Annotated in this window: 17 protein-coding genes, 1 tRNA gene and 1 pseudogene; 10 read left to right on the top strand and 9 right to left on the bottom strand. The window is 59.4% G+C overall.

The features are described 5' to 3' along the window. Positions 1 to 43 precede the first annotated feature (43 nt). The gene (locus AC6EI9_RS08930; protein ID WP_498467447.1) at positions 44 to 1609 is read left to right on the top strand and encodes a TM0106 family RecB-like putative nuclease; all 1566 of its coding nucleotides are present in this window, start codon (positions 44 to 46) and stop codon (positions 1607 to 1609) included. Here AC6EI9_RS08930 and ygfZ read toward each other — a convergent pair. Both ygfZ and pyrE read right to left on the bottom strand, forming a co-directional pair. Then, entirely contained in the window at positions 1510 to 2364 is an 855-nt protein-coding gene (gene ygfZ, locus AC6EI9_RS08925) for a CAF17-like 4Fe-4S cluster assembly/insertion protein YgfZ (RefSeq protein ID WP_498467446.1), read from the bottom strand. The two genes, AC6EI9_RS08930 and ygfZ, sit on opposite strands and share 100 nt — an antisense overlap. Then, entirely contained in the window at positions 2364 to 2945 is a 582-nt protein-coding gene (gene pyrE / locus AC6EI9_RS08920; RefSeq protein ID WP_498467445.1) for an orotate phosphoribosyltransferase, read from the bottom strand. The genes ygfZ and pyrE overlap by 1 nt, the downstream gene beginning before the upstream one ends. 44 nt (positions 2946 to 2989) lie before the next feature. Here pyrE and AC6EI9_RS08915 point away from each other — a divergent pair, with 44 nt between their 5' ends. The 4 genes from AC6EI9_RS08915 to AC6EI9_RS08900 all read left to right on the top strand — a co-directional run bounded on the left by AC6EI9_RS08915 (position 2990) and on the right by AC6EI9_RS08900 (position 6000). Next, complete coding sequence (locus AC6EI9_RS08915; RefSeq protein ID WP_498467444.1) at positions 2990 to 3526, top strand: occludin/ELL family protein; 537 nt, start codon at positions 2990 to 2992, stop codon at positions 3524 to 3526. Positions 3527 to 3540: 14 nt separating this feature from the next. Next, a tRNA-Ile gene (locus tag AC6EI9_RS08910) sits at positions 3541 to 3613 on the top strand. Positions 3614 to 3626: 13 nt separating this feature from the next. Then, positions 3627 to 4940 (top strand): hemolysin family protein, encoded by a 1314-nt coding sequence (locus AC6EI9_RS08905; protein ID WP_498467443.1) that lies wholly within the window; start codon positions 3627 to 3629, stop codon positions 4938 to 4940. 55 nt (positions 4941 to 4995) lie between these two features. After that, complete coding sequence (locus AC6EI9_RS08900) at positions 4996 to 6000, top strand: Gfo/Idh/MocA family oxidoreductase (RefSeq protein WP_498467442.1); 1005 nt, start codon at positions 4996 to 4998, stop codon at positions 5998 to 6000. A 6-nt stretch (positions 6001 to 6006) separates the two neighbouring features. Here AC6EI9_RS08900 and AC6EI9_RS08895 read toward each other — a convergent pair whose 3' ends face one another. After that, positions 6007 to 9195 (bottom strand): glycoside hydrolase family 15 protein, encoded by a 3189-nt coding sequence (locus AC6EI9_RS08895; protein ID WP_498467441.1) that lies wholly within the window; start codon positions 9193 to 9195, stop codon positions 6007 to 6009. Between the two features lie 49 nt (positions 9196 to 9244). Here AC6EI9_RS08895 and AC6EI9_RS08890 point away from each other — a divergent pair, with 49 nt between their 5' ends. Continuing rightward, positions 9245 to 9991, top strand: a complete 747-nt coding sequence (locus AC6EI9_RS08890) for a WecB/TagA/CpsF family glycosyltransferase (protein ID WP_498467440.1) — start codon at positions 9245 to 9247, stop codon at positions 9989 to 9991. A 5-nt stretch (positions 9992 to 9996) separates the two neighbouring features. Here AC6EI9_RS08890 and AC6EI9_RS08885 read toward each other — a convergent pair whose 3' ends face one another. Together AC6EI9_RS08885 and tgt are read right to left on the bottom strand one after the other, a co-directional pair. Beyond that, positions 9997 to 10140 carry a photosystem II reaction center protein K gene (locus tag AC6EI9_RS08885; RefSeq protein ID WP_066904771.1) on the bottom strand — a complete coding sequence of 48 codons (144 nt, stop codon included), beginning with the start codon at positions 10138 to 10140 and terminating at the stop codon, positions 9997 to 9999. A 29-nt stretch (positions 10141 to 10169) separates the two neighbouring features. After that, positions 10170 to 11288 carry a tRNA guanosine(34) transglycosylase Tgt gene (gene tgt / locus AC6EI9_RS08880; RefSeq protein ID WP_498469993.1) on the bottom strand — a complete coding sequence of 373 codons (1119 nt, stop codon included), beginning with the start codon at positions 11286 to 11288 and terminating at the stop codon, positions 10170 to 10172. Positions 11289 to 11322: 34 nt separating this feature from the next. On the opposite strand from tgt, the gene AC6EI9_RS08875 reads away from it, so the two are divergent. Beyond that, positions 11323 to 12138 (top strand): adenosylcobinamide-GDP ribazoletransferase, encoded by an 816-nt coding sequence (locus AC6EI9_RS08875; RefSeq protein WP_498467439.1) that lies wholly within the window; start codon positions 11323 to 11325, stop codon positions 12136 to 12138. Here AC6EI9_RS08875 and AC6EI9_RS08870 read toward each other — a convergent pair. After that, positions 12086 to 13231: a sensor histidine kinase gene (locus AC6EI9_RS08870; RefSeq protein ID WP_498467438.1), complete on the bottom strand. Its 1146-nt coding sequence runs from the start codon at positions 13229 to 13231 to the stop codon at positions 12086 to 12088. The genes AC6EI9_RS08875 and AC6EI9_RS08870 overlap by 53 nt on opposite strands. Beyond that, positions 13231 to 13557, bottom strand: coding sequence for a hypothetical protein (locus tag AC6EI9_RS08865; RefSeq protein WP_498467437.1), 327 nt, complete (start codon positions 13555 to 13557; stop codon positions 13231 to 13233). The genes AC6EI9_RS08870 and AC6EI9_RS08865 overlap by 1 nt, the downstream gene beginning before the upstream one ends. A 66-nt stretch (positions 13558 to 13623) precedes the next feature. Between AC6EI9_RS08865 and AC6EI9_RS08860 the strand changes: the two genes are divergently transcribed. Continuing rightward, positions 13624 to 13992 (top strand): DUF3155 domain-containing protein, encoded by a 369-nt coding sequence (locus AC6EI9_RS08860; RefSeq protein WP_066905043.1) that lies wholly within the window; start codon positions 13624 to 13626, stop codon positions 13990 to 13992. Between the two features lie 25 nt (positions 13993 to 14017). On the opposite strand, the gene AC6EI9_RS08855 is transcribed toward AC6EI9_RS08860, so the two are convergent. Continuing rightward, the gene (locus tag AC6EI9_RS08855) at positions 14018 to 14623 is read right to left on the bottom strand and encodes an alpha/beta hydrolase (RefSeq protein WP_498467436.1); all 606 of its coding nucleotides are present in this window, start codon (positions 14621 to 14623) and stop codon (positions 14018 to 14020) included. Between the two features lie 59 nt (positions 14624 to 14682). Here AC6EI9_RS08855 and purH point away from each other — a divergent pair, with 59 nt between their 5' ends. Beyond that, the gene (purH, locus tag AC6EI9_RS08850; protein ID WP_498467435.1) at positions 14683 to 16269 is read left to right on the top strand and encodes a bifunctional phosphoribosylaminoimidazolecarboxamide formyltransferase/IMP cyclohydrolase; all 1587 of its coding nucleotides are present in this window, start codon (positions 14683 to 14685) and stop codon (positions 16267 to 16269) included. Between the two features lie 81 nt (positions 16270 to 16350). Next, a pseudogene (locus AC6EI9_RS08845) lies at positions 16351 to 16608 on the top strand (DUF4079 domain-containing protein); the annotation flags it as partial. A 1172-nt stretch (positions 16609 to 17780) separates the two neighbouring features. On the opposite strand, the gene fldA reads toward AC6EI9_RS08845, so the two are convergent. Beyond that, a complete protein-coding gene (gene fldA / locus AC6EI9_RS08840; protein ID WP_498467434.1) occupies positions 17781 to 18344 on the bottom strand; it encodes a flavodoxin FldA in 564 nt (187 codons plus the stop codon). Positions 18345 to 18356: the final 12 nt, after the last annotated feature.

Raw genomic sequence — 18356 nt, 5'->3', positions numbered from 1 at the left:
TAGTCCATCTGGATTTAGCAGTTGGCCGCCTTAACCTCGAGCCATGGGTGACACCCCTTCTGCTGACAAGCCACTCACCGACCGACTGCTGCGCAGCTGGTCCCGCTGCCGGCGCCGGGCCTGGCTCGATCGTCATGGTGATCAGGGCAAGAGGGTGTACACCGCCCATCGCACCCTGCAGCTTGATGATCAGCAACGCAGTTTTGTTGCGTTACTACCGCACAAGCCCGGACATGGGCTCGCCGCCTGCGAACGGGGTGAAGTCGGTGTGGTGGGACTGAGGTTGCGTGGACGCACCGCAGACGGATACAGCATTGAGGCGCATCCAGCTCTGCTACAGCGCCAGCCCGGCCGCAGTCGCTGGGGCGATTACATCTATCGACCTGTCTTGGCCAGGCAGGGGCGACGACTCACCAGGGAGCATCGACTTCAGCTGGCGTTGTCAGCCCGTCTGCTCGAACTGTTTCAGGACGCTCCTGTCAAGGACGGGCTGGCTCTGGCGGGAGCAGGCCGCTACCTCGAGAAGGACACGGTTGCTCTTGGTGACTCCCTGCAGCGTCAGCTGGATGAGGCACTGCGCAAATTGGCATCTGATCTGGAGCGGACCGATCCACCTCCGCTCGCCTCAGACCGGCGTAAGTGCTCATTGTGCAGCTGGCGAGGTGTGTGCAACGCCGAGGCCCGTCGGGTTGGACATCTCAGTGAGGTCAGCGGTATTGGCGCCAAGCGCCGGGAGATGCTCCTCGAGCTGGGAATTGATGGCCTGAACGCACTTGCCGATGCTGATCCCCATCGTCTGGCGGAGCAGCTGCAGCGATTTGGAGAGCAGCATGGAGCTGTGGCGGCTCCTCTCGTGGCTCAGGCTCGAGCCCAGCGGGATGGGCAGGCGCAGGCGCTGGTCGAGTCCCTGGCTTTGCCGGAACTGACGAATGCACCTGGGGTGCTGCTCTATGACATCGAATCAGACCCGGATGCCCGTGATGACTTTCTGCATGGATTTGTCTGTCTGCCCCGGGCTCCCGACGGCCGCTGGGCTCTTGAGCGGGCCAGCTATCACCCTCTGCTGATGCTTCAGGAGCATGGTGAGGGGCGTTGCTGGCAACGAATCCAACGATTCCTGAATCGTTATGAGGGCTGGCCCGTCCTCCACTACGGCGAGACGGAGTCACTGGCTTTGTGCAAGATGGCTGAACGTCAGGGCGTCAGTAATTTGGATCGGCAGGCCCTGCGCTGCCGGCTGGTCGATGTGCATGCCCGGTTACGCAGTCACTGGCGACTTCCCCTCAGTGGTTATGGGCTGAAGAAAGTGGCCAATTGGCTTGGATTCAGCTGGAGTCAGGCTGGGGTGGATGGTGCAAGGGCCCTGCTCTGGTGGAGGCAGTGGCGTGGTACCGGACCGCAGGACCGTGGTCATGTCCAGGCCCTGCGCTGGATCTTCACGTACAACCGTGATGACGGTTTGGCTACCTGGGCGGTGGCTGCATGGATGCTCGCTGCCGACAGTCGCTCTCAACCTCGAGCGGGCGGGTCGCAGAATGCACTAGGTCGTGCGATGGAGACCTCGACATCACTGTCTCCCACTTGCAGTGTTTCCGCGTCGAGCGCCTGACGTCTGACCAGGGCGAGGCCAAAACTGCTCCCGGTTGCCTTGTCTGTGGACACGCTGGTGATGATCCCGGCCCGTGAGTCGTTCAGCTTGAGCTGTTCGCCGCTTCCCAAACTCTTTTGAGTTTGAGAGGTGCTGTGCCAGCAACGCAGCTGCTGTTTCACACCACCGCGGGACGCCAGCTTGGCCACGGTTTCCTGTCCGAGATAACAGCCTTTGTTCAGCTCGACCCAATCGGATAAACCCAGTTCAAAGGGATTGGTGTCACCCGTGAGCTCCTGATCTCCCAGCGGCCAGCCCTGTTGGTTCCGCCAGCATTCCAGTTCTGTGGCGTTGCAGGCTGTGAGATCTGCCCAGCAGCTCGGTGTCTCGCCGCCTTCACTCAGCCAGATCACCTGGGTGAAGTCGGGCGCCTTTCCAGCTTCCAGGCGTTGCATCCGGCGCTGCTGGCGCTGCTCCCCCAGCCGCACTTGGTCTGCAGGAAAGATCACCCGATCAAATCCGACAGCGACGCTGTTGCTGTCTCCGTTGAGCACGAGCACGTCGGCGCCAGTGGAATCCAGGCGAATTTCAAGCAGGGCCTGCACGCGGCCTGTGGCATTGAGCCAACAGGCCTGGATCAGATCGCCATGGGGGCAGCCATCCACTTTTGCGCTGGTCTGGCCATGCAGAAAGCTGCTGCATCCTTGGCCCTCCAGACGGATGAGCGGGAATCGCGCATCCCAGATCAATGCTTTGACGTCCTGACCCCTGCTCATCACTGTTCAAGCTCCTTGGCTCTGGCAGCCACCTCGCTCAATCGAAACAGGCTGACCAGTTCCAAGCCCGCTTCATCCATAGCCTCCTGACCACCTTCCTCACGATCCACGATGGTGATCACGCGCCGAACGACATATCCGGCTTCTTTCAGCTGGTTAACAGCCTGGATCGAAGACCCACCGGTGGTGACGACGTCCTCCAGCACCGTCACGAGGGCACCGACCTCAGGCAGTGGGCCTTCCAGCCAGGCACCGGTGCCATGGCCTTTGGCCTGTTTTCGCACAATCAGTGCATTCAGATCACGGCCCTGCTGCGCCGCTGCCATGGCCACACCGCTCACCAGGGGATCGGCTCCAAGAGTGAGACCTCCAACGGCGGCGGCATTGTTATCTACTAGCGCCAACATGGCGGGACTGAGCAGCGCCAGGCCGCTGCCACTGAGGGCCACCGGTTTGCAATTCACATAGTGATTGCTGCTGCGACCGGATGCGAGGGTGAACTGCCCGTGCCGATAAGCCTCCAGGGCCAGTCGGTCCAGCAAGGCCTGGCGATCCATGGATGGGTCGGAAATGACGGGCATGGGGCTGGTGCTTCGCGGATCCTCTGCCTAGTTTGCGCGCAGTGGTGCCTCCTCTCTTGGACAGGCTTCGATTCAGCACTTCGCTTCTGCTTCTGTCACTGAGTTCGTTTCAGGCAGCTGCAGTGGCTCGACCGGTGGTCTGCTCCACCACCTTGGAGGCCCCTTCGACTGCAATCTCTGCAGGAGATGTGACTCCATCACCGGTTGAGGTCACCCGTTGCGGGCCGGTGCAGAGCACTTCAGCCCTGATGGAAGAGCGCTTCTATGGCTGGACAGCTCCCTATGCCAGCGGTGTGGATCTCCTGCATCAGGTCACGGACCTGCTGGGCATTGCCGTTGCCGGTCCTCAGGGCAACCGCTTCATGGGATTCGGTTTCCCTGACCAGACGATCATTTGGGACGGAACTGCTGTCGAGAACACCTACACGATGCTGCTTGAGGATCAGAGTGATCCGATTCCCTGGCGCACAGTTGACATTCCCAATGGCTTCAGTGGCAGTCTTGCCGAGGACATTGGCAGTCCACCCCCTGATGTCATTCAGGACGAGGAAGCCTTTCAGCCGGTGCGTGCCCTGTGGTAAATCCACGGATCAGGGGGGGTCTAGCAATCTGGTGAATGCAGCGAACTCATAATTCGCCTAAGGCGGGTTCGATCCCCGCGACCCCCATTGTTTGGTTCCAATGCGCACCCTGCTGCTGATCGCGCTGCTGGTTCTTCCGGCTCTGTTTTCAGCTGCTGAGGTGGCTCTCCTCCGGCTGAGGCCAAGTCAGGTGCAGGCTTTGAGTGAGGAAGGCCGCCCCGGTGCCCAGTCGGTGCAGCGACTACAGCGGCATCTGCGCATCGCTCTGCTGATGACACAGTTCGGGGCTTGCCTGTCGCTGGTAGCCCTGGGCTGGATCGGTCGTGGATTCGGTCAGCGCTGGTGGCCACTGGAGATGCCCTCTGGACGCTGGTGGGATCTCGCCTGGTTTTTGTTGCTAGTTGTGCTGGCCACCCTGGTCGCCGGTCTGCTCCCACGGGCCTGGGTGCTCAGCCGTCCCGAGTTCGCCGCCTTGCAGCTTGGTCCTGTTCTCGAGGGCGCGATCCGGGTGCTGAGTCCCCTGCTGTCGGCTCTTGACAGCCTGGCTTCACTGTTGCTGCGATTCGTAGGGCTTACCCAGCGCTGGGATGCCCCGGTTCCTGCCCTCACGGCCGGCGAGCTGGAAACTCTGATCGAGAGTGGCGCGGTGACCGGTCTCAAACCGGATGAACGCAACATCCTCGAGGGTGTGTTCGCCCTTCACGACACCCAAGTCCGTGAGGTGATGGTGCCGCGATCCGGCATGGTCACCCTTCCCGTTGAGGTGCGTTTCGCGGAACTGATGGAGGCGGTGCATCGCACCCGCCATGCGCGCTTCCCCGTGATCGGTCAATCGTTGGACGATGTGCGGGGAGTTCTTGATCTGCGGCGTCTCGCCGAGCCGATCGCTCGAGGGGAGCTGCGCGAAGACTCCTGGCTTGAGCCCTACCTGATGCCTGCGCAGACGGTTCCGGAGACCAGCAACCTTGCTGATCTGCTGGCCATCATCCGCTCAGGCAACCCCCTGCTGCTGGTGGTCGATGAACATGGCGGAACAGAGGGCCTTGTGACCGCAGCAGACCTCACCGGAGAAATCGTTGGTGATGAACCTGACGATGAAACCGATGAACCGGACCTGGTGCCCATGGAGGGCCAGCCGGGAACATGGCTTGTGGCCGGAGATCTGGAGATTGTTGAGCTGAATCGCCAGCTGCAGCTGGATCTACCGGAAGCCAGTGACCATCACACCCTGGCCGGTTTTCTGCTGGAACGGCTTCAGCACATCCCTTCACCGGGCGAGGCATTGCGCCATCACAACATCCAGTTCGAGATCGTTGCCATGGCCGGTCCCCGCATTGTGAGGGTGCTTTTGGTCCTGATTGAGGAGCCGGATTCGCCGATCGATCCCGACAATCCGGACCAGGGATTGATGTAATTCACTCCCCATTGCACTGATCACCGATAATCAGCCGGTTCGTGCAGTCCCGCTGATGACCGACGCCATGGTTCCGGTGAAGGTCGGCGTGATCGGGATCGGCAACATGGGTTGGCATCACGCGCGCGTGCTCAGCCTGCTCAAGGACGCGGATCTGGTTGGTGTTGCCGACCCTGACGCTCAACGCGGAGCTCTGGCCACCGAGCAGTTCGGATGTCGCTGGTTCTCTGATTACCGAACCATGCTCGAGGAGGTTGAGGCCGTCTGCATCGCGGTGCCGACCCTCCTGCATCACTCCGTCGGTCTGGCTTGCCTGGAGGCTGGTTCCCATGTGCTGATCGAAAAGCCGATCGCCGCCAGCCAGGAGGAAGCCGCTGCTCTGATTGATGCCGCCAGTCGAGTGGGCCGCTTGCTTCAGGTGGGCCATATCGAACGCTTCAATCCCGCGTTCCGTGAGCTCACCAAGGTGGTGGCCAACGAAGAGGTGGTGGTGCTCGAAGCCCGTCGTCACAGCCCCCATGCCGATCGCGCCAACGATGTGTCCGTGGTGCTTGATTTGATGATTCACGATCTGGATCTGGTGCTTGAGCTGGCCAGTTCCTCTGTGGTGCAACTGGCGGCGGCGGGTGGTCGCAGCTCGGAGGGCCCGATCGATTACGTCAACGCCACGCTGGGGTTTGAAAACGGCGTGGTGGCCAGTCTCACGGCCAGCAAGATGAGTCATCGCAAGATCCGGACGCTCAGCGCGCATTGCCGGGCCAGCCTTGTGGAAACCGACTTCCTCAACCACAACCTGCACATTCACCGCCGGGCCCATGAGTGGTACTCCGCGGATCACGGGGAGCTGCTCTATCGCAATGATGGCTTCATTGAGGAGGTGAGCACCACCTCGATCGAGCCTCTGTATGCCGAGCTCGAACACTTTCTGCAATGTGTTCGCGGACGTGAGACCCCAGCAGTGGACGGTCAGCAGGCTTCAAGAGCCCTGCGTCTGGCTGATCTGATTGAACAGGCTGTGGAGCAGCCCGGGGTTGGTGTTCCGATCGAGACACCGATCTGATCGGAATCAGCGCAGTCCTTGCTGATCCGCGAGTTCCCTCAGGGCTTCGATCTGCCACTGCCTGCATTCGGCCGGAGATGACCGGTAGAACTGATCCCAGGCAGCAGCTTTGTGCTGTGAATAGTCCTCGGTGTTCTGCTCCGGATGGCGATTTCTCCAGCCCACTCTCACGGCATGGCCGATGACCACATCAAGGGCGATGTCGTCGTCGAAACGCATGTCGGGATTCGCGGTTGCAAAGGCCATCAGCGAAAGCAGGCTTTCCGTGCAGAGCTGCCGGTATTCCGGAGCTCCAATGCGACTGAGCAGATGCTCCACCTGGATGGCGAAGTTGCGTTCACCCGGGGTTTTCTCGCGCACCAGGGCGCTGGTGAGACGGTTGCGGCGCTCCAGTTTGTCGCCGATCACCAGCCCACGGCAGTGGTGCAGCAGTGACCAGATCCCCGCATAAAACTCTCTGGGTACCTGCTGCAGTGAGCCCAAACGGATCCGGTGCTGCAGCCAGTCGCTACCGCTGGGGCTCTCATCAAGGGGTTCGGGGATGTTCCACTGCACCTTGCCGCTTAGGTGCAGCAGTTCCCGACGTTGCAGGGCGGCTCTGGCATGGTCAACGTCGGCCAGCACCGTGCGCAGGCGCAGGCTGATGCGGTGAGGAGGTTCATCGCACAGGGCCTCGAAGGCTTCGTCTTGACTGCACTGCTGCTCCGGAGCCAGCTCTGAGGTCAGCAGCAGCAGCAGCTGCCCGAGTTGGAAGGTCAGAGAGCCTCTGATCATGCCCGGTTCGCGTCTGGCGATCCCGTCCAGTGCCAACAACAATTCCTGCTGGAGCATCCGTTCACGTCCGTCACTGCCGCAGGTCCTGTCGATCAGTGCTGCGATCGACTGGCTGGAGACAGGACTGGTCAGTCGGGATTCGCTGCTGTAGTTGCGGCCGATCACGACCTGTTTCTGGCGGCTCAGCAGGTCCGTGAGTGCATCCTCCAGCTGGGGATGAACCAGGCCCATGGCCCCGGCGCAGCGCCGGGCCACGTTCCAGTCCTCCTGGCTGAGGCCGCGGCGGTAGATCTCCTGCAGCAGGGTGGACAGCTCAACCGGAGTTCCCTTGGGTCCGCTGAGGATGGCCTGCTGACCGAGGCGTTGCGTCAACAGCTCCAGGACTTCCGCTTGTTCACGTAGCGAATGGCTGCTCCACAGCCTCTGACGCAGCTCTTCCAGGGGAATGTCGTCCAGTTCCTGCTCCTGGGCAGCGGTGAGGTCACTCAGGTCTGTGGAGGCCTGCAGCAGTTCAGCTGCTTCTTTCGCCTTGTCAGGTTCTTTGGTGTTCTGGCACTGATCCGGGAGAGTTAACCACTGGGCTTTGCTGGCCAGGGTCCGAAGATCAGCGAAATCCACAGCAACGTCTTCGATGCTGCCGCTCTGGAGTCGTTGGGTGAGTTCCAGCAGAAGCGTTTCGTGTCTTTCCAGCAGAGCCGGTTGCACGGGGATCAGCAGCAGGGGTGCTCCCTGGCCCTGCCAATGCCGTTGGAGCAGATGCAGTTCATTAACGATGCTCTCGACCAGCTGTTGCGGGTCATGGCTGAGAAAGAACGTGCCCTCCTCCAGCACTGCCGGCAGAAAAGCCAGCTGTTGTTCGCCTTGGCGATAGAGGCGAGCTGTGACCGCTGTCTCCGGTCGCAGGGGTGGATGGCCGCTGAGACCAAGAGCGTCGTCGGCACCAACGTTGCCTAACCGTTCTCGTAGAGCCTCAGATGGCAGCACCGGTAGGTCAGCGGCTTCAGGATCGCTGACCGGCAACCCGAGCTTCTGCAGTTGTTGCGCGACGGCATCAGTTGCGGGAACCAGCGACACCAACACTGTGTCGGCCCCCAGCGTCGCGGGCAGTCGCCGTCCGCAGGGGTCAAGATCCTCCGCCTTGATCAATCCATCCAGCAGCATCTCTCCAATCCAGGCGAGGCTCTGTGTCCAGAGCAACGGAACGTTCTCGTTGGCGATGCGGCGCTGACTCCCGGGTGCACGCCGTTCCAGCTCCAGCTGTTTGGCGGGCACGAGGTAGAGCTCTGGGAACAGTCGTTCTCCATCACGTTCCACCTGCAGTGCCTGCAGACGTTCACGCCAGAGGTTGGCCTCGTCCCAGCGCTGCTCGAAGCAGGCGGTCACCAATTCGTAGGCGAGGAACAGTGGCCATTCCGATTCGATTCCTTCAAAGGTGGCCAGTTCCTCACGCTCGTAGTGCAGCCGGGTGATGTCTTCCACCACCGTCTGATGACCATCCCTGCGAAAGCGTTTGTAGCCGTAGGGACCTCCCAGCTCGCGCCTGATCCGCCTGTTGGTGCGCTCCACCAGCGCCCGGTCCTCCACCGCCCAGGCGGGGTAGCCGATCACCGAGAGGCAGGCGCTGTCGACTTCTTTGCTGGCTGATTCACGCGGCAGCAGCCCCGTCAGGGCTCGCCTCAGGCGCACCACAGCACCGTGGGGAATCAGCACCTGCATGCTTCCGTCTCCGTGGGACGCGCAGAGGTCAACTCCGTCCAGTGCTTCCAGTGCGGCTTTGGCCATGCCGATCGAACTGGCGTTGCGTTCCGGCAGGCCGTGATTGCCCTTGTCGCCCCGCTCCCAGATGCCGTAATCGGCAACGCGGTAGGCCCTGGCCACGTAGTACACCAGGTTCTGGATAAAGGAGGCTTCGTGGCGGTTATGGATGACAGCCAGACCGCTGGAGCTCAGCTGGGCCAGCTGCAAGAGGAACAGTGATGTGGCATCCAGCTGCAGATGACCCCATCCATCATCAGGAACGACCGGGGATCCGCTGGCACTGTCGTATTTCGCATGCAGAGCATCCAGTGGATCGAGGCTGCTTTTAAAGCGCTCGACTTTTTTGGCCTGACGCATCATGGCGTTCAGCAATCCGCGCATCAGGTCGATGACGCGTTGTTCGAGCTCCCAGCAACGTTGACAGCTGCCGTTTTGGCGCCGGTGGGCGATCGCCAGACCCCAGACGCACTGAATCGAATAAATGCAGTCGCGAACCCAGGCGTCACCGTAATTGCCATGCACGGTGTGGGCCGTGCTGGCAGGCAGCAGCCCACTGATCGGGTTCTGTCGTTGCAGCACCACCCGCTCGATGGAACGGTCGAGCTGTGTCAGTCGTTGCGCCCGCAGCTGATCCTCTTCGCGGGTCGGGTGCGACAGAACCATGGTGGCTAACGCGACCGGATCTAGATTCTCTCGTGCAACGGACACGCGGATGGAAGCACTGACAACGGGTCCGCGCGATCAACGTCGTTGCCACGTTCTCGATATCCCCGTTGATGCCTGCAGGGATGTCACTGCCGCAGCCATCGGCCTGCATGCGGAGGGTGGAGGTCAGATCGTCACGCTGAATGCGGAGATGACGATGCTTGCGCGCCGCACCACCGATCTGGGTGCAGTGATCCGAGCCGCGGATCTTGTGGTTCCTGATGGGGCAGGGGTGGTCTGGGCTCTCGCTCGTCAGGGCGTCAAGGTGAAACGCAGTCCAGGAATCGAGCTGGCCTGGTCGTTGCTCAATTACGCCGAAGCCCATGGTTGGCGCGTTGCACTGGTTGGCGCGTCGCCTGAAGTGATGGACAAACTGTGTGATCGCCTTGCACAGCAGAGTCCAGAACTGCAGCTGGTCTTCGCAGAACACGGATATCAGGACGCCGGAGCCTGGCCGGAGCTTGAAACAAGGTTGCGGCGACTCAGCCCTGATCTAGTGCTTGTGGCTCTTGGGGTGCCCCTGCAGGAGATCTGGATCCAGAGAATGCGAGACAAGCTGCCTGGTCTTTGGATGGGCGTCGGCGGCAGCTTTGATGTCTGGTCAGGTTTGAAACAACGAGCCCCAGGCTGGACCAGCCGTTTGCAACTGGAATGGCTTTACAGGCTGTTGCAGGAGCCAAGCCGCTGGAAGCGCTATCTCGCACTGCCTCAATTCGCCTGGTTGGTGTTATGTCGCGGCAAGCGACAGCGCTGAACGCTTCAGCGGAAACCCACGGAGGCCTGCCAGACGAAGGCCAGCAACAGGAAAAACAGAGGAATGATCGGGAGGATGTCGATCAGCGGACCGAAAGCCTGATAAGCCTCTGGAAGTTGGGCCAGCAGATCAAGTGAGAAAGCAGCCATCCCGGCGGAAAACGGTCAGTGAGCGGACGCTACCACGTGTGATGAGCCGGGGAGTGCTCTTCCCAGGGAGCGAAATCCTCTGAAAAGCAGCTGTCCTTGATCGCCTGGCCCATGGCGGTGGTGAAGCGGATCAGATGCGTGAGGTTGTGCAGGCTGAGCAGGGTTAGCCCCAGAAGCTCATCACTGCGGATCAGATGGTGCAGATAGGAACGGCTGTGCTGACGGCAGGCCTGGCAGGGGCAGCTCGGGTCCAGCGGGGTGTGGTCGTGGCGGAAACGGGCGTTGCGCAGATTCCAGCGTTCTCCACCCACCAGAGCTGTGCCGTGCCGGCCAAGCCGCGTCGGCAAGACGCAGTCGAACAGATCGATCCCGTTGGCGACGGCAACGCTCATTTCCCTCAGAGTTCCGATCCCCATCAGATAACGAGGGCGATCATCCGGTAGCAGAGGAGTGACCTGGCGCACGATCCGATGCATGTCGTCCACCGGCTCGCCCACGCTGACTCCGCCGATGGCAATTCCCGGCAGATCGAAGCCGGCGACCGCCCGGGCGCTGGCGTCACGCAGGTGTGGGAAGCATCCTCCTTGCACGATGCCGAAAAGCGCCTGATCGCTTTTTTGATGGGCGCTTACACAGCGTTCCAGCCAGCCGTGGGTTCGACGACTGGCCTCCTCCACATCATTCTCGGTTGCCGGATAAGGGGGGCATTGATCGAAGGCCATGGCCACGTCCGCCCCGAGTGCCATTTGGATCTCCATCGATCGCTCCGGGGTAAGCAGGATGCGGCTGCCGTTGCGTGGATTGCGAAAATCCACTCCCTGGTCATCGATGCGATTGAGATCGCCAAGGCTGAAGACCTGAAATCCGCCGGAATCCGTGAGCATCGGTCCGTTCCAGCCCATGAACCGATGCAGTCCGCCTGCGGCCTCCACAACCGCCTCGCCCGGTTGCAGATGCAGGTGGTAAGTGTTCGACAGCACCATCTGGGCACCGGTGGTTGCCAACTGGTCCGCGCTGACCCCCTTCACGGTGGCGAGGGTCCCCACCGGCATGAATCGCGGCGTCTCGACGACTCCGTGCGGGGTTGAGAACGTTGCACAGCGCGCATCGGTGCGCGAACAGTGAGCGCTGATCTTGAAGTCGAACACGCGCACCTCCGCCCGACCTCTGACCCTACGGTGAGTGAACTCCGTGATCTGCGCTGCTCTGCGGTCTGCCTCTCCCCCTTGGTTGCTTGATCTGGCCGGTGCCTGGGTGTTTTATTCCGTGCTCCCCGGCTGGCCAGGGCCTGAACCCCGTTTCGAGCGCATTGCCCGTTTTGCGCCCTGGATCGGAGCCGTGATCGGTGGGCTGATGGCAGCCCTCTGGTTGCTGCTCAGTGCTCTGAACTGGTCATCTGTGGCGATCGCTCCTGCGGTATTGGCTCTTGGTCTCTGGCTTACCGGTGGACTCCATCTGGACGGACTGATGGACACGGCCGACGGTTTGGCCGCAGGCAGCAGTCGTTGTCTCGAGGCCATGGATGACAGCCGTGTCGGGGCCAGTGGGGTTCAAGCGGCGTTCATCGTGCTGCTGCTCCAGTTTTCAGCTCTGGTCCAGCTGGGTGGGTTCGCCCCGGCGGCCCTGGTGGTGTCCGCGATCTTCGCGAGGGTCTCGCCGCTGTGGGCCATGGGCCGCTTCTCTTACCTACGCCAGCAGGACACGGGGACTGCGGCATTCCATCGCAGCAACTGGTGTGGATGGCGTGAAGGCAACCCGACCCTGTTGCTGTTGCTGATTTCAGGCCTGTTGGTGTGGGGTCTAGAGCCTCGGCTGCTGATTGCATGGACCGGTGTTGCCTTGCTTGGGGCCTCTGCAGCTCTGCTTCCGGCGGAGTGGCTGGGCCGGCGTCTGGGGGGGCATACCGGCGATAGCTATGGCGCCACGTTGATGATCTGCGAAACGCTCACGCTGATGGGCTTTGCGTTGCTTGTTCCTGCTCTGTTGCCGGCAGCTTGAGCAGAAAGGCATTGCCCTGCGCAGGCAGATCTGCATCCAGCGTCTTGGGTTCGGTGTGGAGGTTCAATGAGCCTCCGCGGTTTTCCGCCAGGCGACGGGCCAGCGCAAGACCCAATCCAGAGCCAGGACGATCGGTGCTGCTGCTGCCACGTTCACCTTGCTGGAAAATGCGCTCGTGCTCAATGGAGGGAATGCTGGGGCCTGCGTCCCAGACGCAGATTGCATGATTCAGAAGCTTGAGGCCCAGTGCGCATCCGGGCGGGCTGTATCGGAAGGCATTTTCCAGCAGGTTGGCCACGATTTCAGCCATCACGGCATCGGCGGCCGGGCGAGCGGCATGGGTCCAGGCAGTCCACTGATCGGGGCCATGCCAGGTCCTGTTTTGCAGGGTTGCTGTGGCAGAAGCCCTCTGGATCAGAGGATTGAGCAGATCAGCCACGGTCAGGTCAGGCGCATCCACGGGAACGGGTGGCAGCAGCAGAGGTGTAGACGCATCCGCCTCCAACCTGAGCTCGCCCCGGCCGATCCGGTCCAGGGACTGGAGATAACGGTCCAGTTGATCCTGTTCCTGAATCAGGCTTTCCACCAATGAGCGCTGCTGATCGTCTGGGCCGATGCGACGCAGCAGAAGCTGGGCGTAAGTGCGCAGAGCCGTTAAGGGGTTGCGCAGCTGATGCACCACCAGGTTCAGTTGCTGGCGTTGCTCGTCCAGCTGGTGATGCAGCTTGCGACGATCTTGTTCCAGCCCGAGAATGCAAGCGAGCGTTTCAGCGCAGATCTGCAGGCGAGGGTCATGGTCGACGGGCCTGCCTGGCAGCGGTTGTTGCTCTGCACGCAGCACGCCCAGAAGCATGTTCTCGTGACGCAAGGGGTACCAGCGACGTTCCTGGGCCACGCTGCGCAGGCTGGGGTCTTCGGCAATGGCTGGTGGCAGTGCTGAGTCGAGAGGCCATTGGGCCACAAGTGTCAGGGTCGGCGTGGAGCCCTGCTCACGGTCGGTGACGTAAAGGGCAAGACGCGCCATGGCCGTTTCGACCGCCAGAGACTGCAGCTGCTGCTGCGCCAGATCTAGGAACCGATCGGACAGTTGCATCAGCCGAACTGCATCACGGAATACAGGCGGTCGTGCGGTACAGCATCTGGACTGCTTGCCAAATTGGGAAAAAGTCTTAAGATCGGAGATGCGACCAACAGCATGGCCCCTGGAAGGCCTTGCTTCTTCGTTGCTCCGATTGAGGTTGCACTTTCCGTGCCACCAAGGTTACAGCAGAGGTTGATGAATCCCCTGTTGACGTCGACATTCGTCGTTGTGAGCAATGGAGTGTGTCTTAATTGCGAGCCGGCCTTCTCCGGATTTCCGCAGTCCGAACGCTGATGACCTGAGTTCTCCGCTTGCGGATCGATCAGGACATTGCTCAACCAACGGCTCAGCCCAACAGCTCCCTTCAGTCCACCTCTCAGCTCCCGTCTGCGGGAGACAACCTTATGTCTAAGAAGCGCAAGCGGATTAGCCGCCGCCGTCTTGCCGGCCAGCGTGTTCTGGCCCACGTGCCCACGTTCCATCTGGAAACCGGTGAACACAAGCCCGTGACAGCGGCCCGCCGCTTTATCGCTGAAGGCTGTCTTGTTCCTCCAGCGTTGTTGAATGTGAGGCGCAACGAGCACACCACCGACCGTTTTTTCTGGGGTGAGAAGGGCTTGTTCAGTGCTCAGTATGCGGAGGAAAATCACTTTCTCTTCCCTTCGCTGCGCACCATCGTCGATCGCGTCGGCGAAGAGGTGATCTTTGAAGGCCTGGAGCTTTCTTCCGACGACTGGGAAGAGATGGAAGAGTACGAATACGCCTTCGTTTGAATCAGACGATCGCGTCCTGGCTGGGTTATTGCAGCCAGGACGCGATCGCGCCAGTCATGGCTTCCTGAGCTTCCAGGGGAATGGTGTGTCCACCGGCGAAGATTTTCAGGCTGCATTCATCGGACCCCGGCTTCAGGAGTTCAAGCAGCTTCTCGGCTGCCGCAACCGGTACAACCTCGTCATTCCGACCGTGTAGCAGCAATACAGGTGGGCGGGTTGATGGAGGTTGCCATCCCGGATGGGGGTAGCCACTGCAACTGATCACTCCTGCCAGTGGCAGGTTGCAGCCCACATGCAGGGCCATGGCACCTCCCTGGGAGAAACCGATCAGAACCGTTTGAGAGAGCGGAATGGTCTTCAGGTCGAGTGCTTCGATGCGATGGCGCAACTGTTGCGTGGCTGACGGCACGGCCTGCCAGTCCGACGGGAACAGTCCATACCACTGGCGCCCCTGACCGCCTGGGTGAGGTTCGGGTGCCTGCAGTCCAATGCATTCCGCAGGAACCGTTGCTGCTGCTGCCAGACCATCGCCGAGGGGCAGTAAATCCTCGGCATCTGCCCCCCAGCCATGCAAAAGCACGAGGCGAATGCGTCCCGGTTCCCGACCGGCATGAATCACTGAATCAGGCATTAGCTGGTTGACCTGCTGCTGCGTAGGTTGGCCCAAGGTCTTATCCCTGTCCTGCTGCCATGGCTCCCACTGCGCTGCTGAGCGTGTCCGATAAGCGCGGACTGGTGCCTCTCGCTGAGGCTTTGCATCACCGCTATGGCTACCAGTTGCTGTCCAGCGGTGGCACAGCAAAGGTTCTCATGGAGGCTGGTCTGCCTGTCACCCCTGTGGCGGACCACACCGGCGCGCCGGAGATTCTCGGCGGACGTGTGAAGACGCTGCATCCCCGCATTCATGGCGGCATCCTTGCCCGGCGTGGCGATCCCAGCCATGAAGCCGATCTGATCGCTCAGGAGATTGCTCCGATCGATGTTGTTGTCGTCAATCTGTATCCGTTCCGGGAGACGGTTGCTGATCCAGCGGTGAGCTGGGACACCGCAATCGAGAACATCGACATTGGTGGTCCGACGATGGTGCGATCCGCTGCCAAGAATCACGCGCATGTCGCTGTGCTCACTGCCCCGGATCAGTACGACCGCTTTTTGGCAGCGCTGGATGCTTCAGGTGGGGCACTCACGGATGCTGTTCGTCGTCAGCTTGCCGTCGAGGCTTTCGCGCATACGGCGGCTTACGACGCTGCAATCACCCGATGGATGCAGGTCAGGCCGGAGTTGAACGGTTCCGGCGATCCAGCTGCGGCAGAGCTCCCCTGGCTGGAGGCTTTGCCATTGCGTCAACGCCTGCGATACGGAGAAAACCCCCATCAACACGCCAGCTGGTACAGCGCTGCCAAGACGGGCTGGGGCGGAGCGATTCAACTGCAAGGCAAAGAACTCAGCACCAACAACCTGCTGGATCTGGAGGCTGCTCTGGCTACGGTCCGAGAGTTCGGCTATGGCACCACTGGTAGCCACCCTGCCACTGGCGCTGCAGCTGTTGTGGTGAAGCACACCAACCCTTGCGGAGTGGCGGTTGGTGACGGCGCTGCAGCCGCACTCAGGCGGGCTTTGGATGCGGATCGGGTCAGCGCCTTTGGAGGCATCGTGGCCTTGAACGGTTGTGTTGATGCAACGGCTGCCCGTGAACTCACGGGCCTTTTCCTGGAATGTGTTGTGGCGCCGGCGTTTGCACCCGAAGCGCGGGAGATCCTCGCTGCCAAAGCCAATCTGCGCCTGCTTGAACTCTCCCCAGACTCGATTGATTCCGCCGGCCACGACCATGTGCGCAGCATTCTGGGTGGAGTCCTTGTGCAGGATCTTGATGATCAGCCTGTGAGTCCGGATGATTGGACCGTGGCAACTGAGCGAGTGCCCACCGCAAGGGAACGCGAAGATCTCTGTTTCGCCTGGCGATTAGTCCGCCACGTTCGCTCCAATGCGATCGTTGTCGCCAGGGAAGGTCAGAGCCTCGGAGTGGGAGCCGGTCAGATGAACAGGGTGGGCTCGGCGCAGATTGCCCTTCAAGCCGCCGGTGAGCGCAGCCGGGGAGCGGTGTTGGCCAGTGATGGTTTTTTCCCCTTCGACGACACGGTCCGTCTGGCTGCTGAACATGGAATTACGGCTGTCATCCATCCAGGTGGCAGTAAGCGTGATGGAGATTCAGTCCAGGCCTGCAATGAACTCGGTTTGTCGATGCTTCTGACAGGGCGTCGTCACTTCCTGCACTGATGACCTGAACTGAAGGGAGATTGAGGCAGTCCAAGACCTGAGCGTTGCAGTTTTAGCCTTCGGTGAGTCCTGTGATTTTTGATGCCTCAGTCGCTGTCTTTTGGTCTCAACCTGGTTCACCCGCTGATGATGTGGCTGTTGCTGGCGGCAGGAGGCTACGCCATGTACCTGGGAATGAAGGCCAAGAAGGTACGCACGGGGACATCCGAGCAGCGCAAGGCTCTAATTAAAGGAAAATTCGCTCAGAGACATTATCTCTGGGGCAGCGTTCTGATGGCCGTGATGGTCTTCGGAACTCTGAGTGGAATGGCGGTGACCTATCTGAACAATGGCAAGCTGTTAGCGGTATGCAAATTATGAACAGAATTTGGATCAACCGATGAGCATATTGATCGATATTGAAGGGATCAACGATAAAAATCTTCTCGGGTGAGAGGAGTTTTTCTGTCGTTATTTCTGACGTAAAAGAAGACGGTTGTAGCAACGGCCAGAAGGGGAACTGCAGTTAATAGAAGAATTGCAATTGCCGTATAATCTTGATACATCGAAGCTTTGCGCTGATTTGTGGATTATACAGTAACTTGGGCGAGTAGCTTATGGAATTAATCTAAGTTATTTGAGTTGCAATGGCTGTTGAGCCTTGGGTTGCGTGATTATCAACTAAAGATGGTTTTGACGTGTGGCTGGTGATCAGAGTTACTTCTGTCGAGCTTGTTGCCGACCTTCTCGAAACGCATCGAGATCACGCTTGGCTGACCAATAAACGCTGAGCTGTTCGCAGGTTTTGGCTTCCATCCAGTTGGCTTCCGCTGCAACAACCCGTGCGTGCAGTGCTCTCTCAGTTTTTGTTTCAAACCGTATGGTCCCATGGTCCAATGGAGCGTTAATGAAATAGTCCCAATTCGGCTCAACCATTGGCAAATTAAAACTAATTTATTTTTGCGGGTTCTTCGCTCCAAAGTCGTCCATTCTTTATGGGTAAAGGAGTAATCTGCTGCTTCAATCTCTGCAAAGTGATTGAGCCAAAAGCTCTTTTGATTGATGGTTGGGTGTCGTTAGGGTTGGTTTGTTAAAGTTAATTTTTGCCTCTGCTGTCGAAGTCGAATTCAGCTGAGCCATGCATCCGGTTCTGGCCATTTGCGATACCGGGTGGGGATTGGAGGCAGCTCGCACTCTTTCTCGGGTGACATAGAATCGAATGCAATTGAAATAATGTTCAGGTGCTGAAGCCTTTTTTAATATCTCTGTTGTATGTGAGCAGCTGCGTACTTGCTCTGCTTCAGGCAACGCGCGAATCAACGCCGCAACCAATCGGACTACTGATCGTGGCCATGGTGATGTCACCTGTCTTGGTCAGCATCATTGCCGGACTTCCTGTGAATTGCATGTCTTTTCAGAGCAAGCAAATCGATTGATTTCTATAGACTTCGTGATGGATTCGTTGTTGTGTCTTGAAGTTTAAGTTTGCTGGTATCAGTGACAATCTTTTGTAAAAATCTATATGTGAAATGTTATTGATTTGATTCTTCTAGAATTGTCTTACACCAAGATTCTAGGCGATCTTGTGTTTTTTCTGATTCATTATCTTCGTCAATCGGAAGCCCGCAGAACATTCCGTTGATCATGCTTTTTGAATCATCAAAAATATAGTCTTCGCCTGACACATGGCCAATCGACTTGCCGCCAGCTTTCTGGAACGCTGTATAAAGCTCTTCCATTGCATCACAGAAAAATTTGCTGAATGCTGCTGAATCTCCAAGGCCAACGATAGCCACAGGTTTCCCAGAGCAATTGAGGGCAGGGATCTGTTCAATATGTTCGTCCCATGCCGTTCCTGATCGTTTGACATCTGAGCCGGTGTTCCAGGTTGGAGTACAGCAAATCAGTGCCTCACAGGCTTCAATATCCTTGATATCCTGAAAATCACTGAGCTCTTTTAGCTCGGAATCTGGGAGGAGCTGGTCGAGCCTCTCAGCGATGTCTTCTGTGTGACCGGTCGCTGATGCAAAGACAATCGTAAATTTCATAGAGAAACCTATCAACACTATTTTTTCTCGCCCTGAGGCATTGATCAAATAGTATTTAAC

The sequence above is a fragment of the Synechococcus sp. MIT2312 genome (assembly GCF_059772315.1).
Note: the sequence above shows the minus strand (reverse complement) of the source record. Positions and strands in the feature narration are given on the sequence as shown.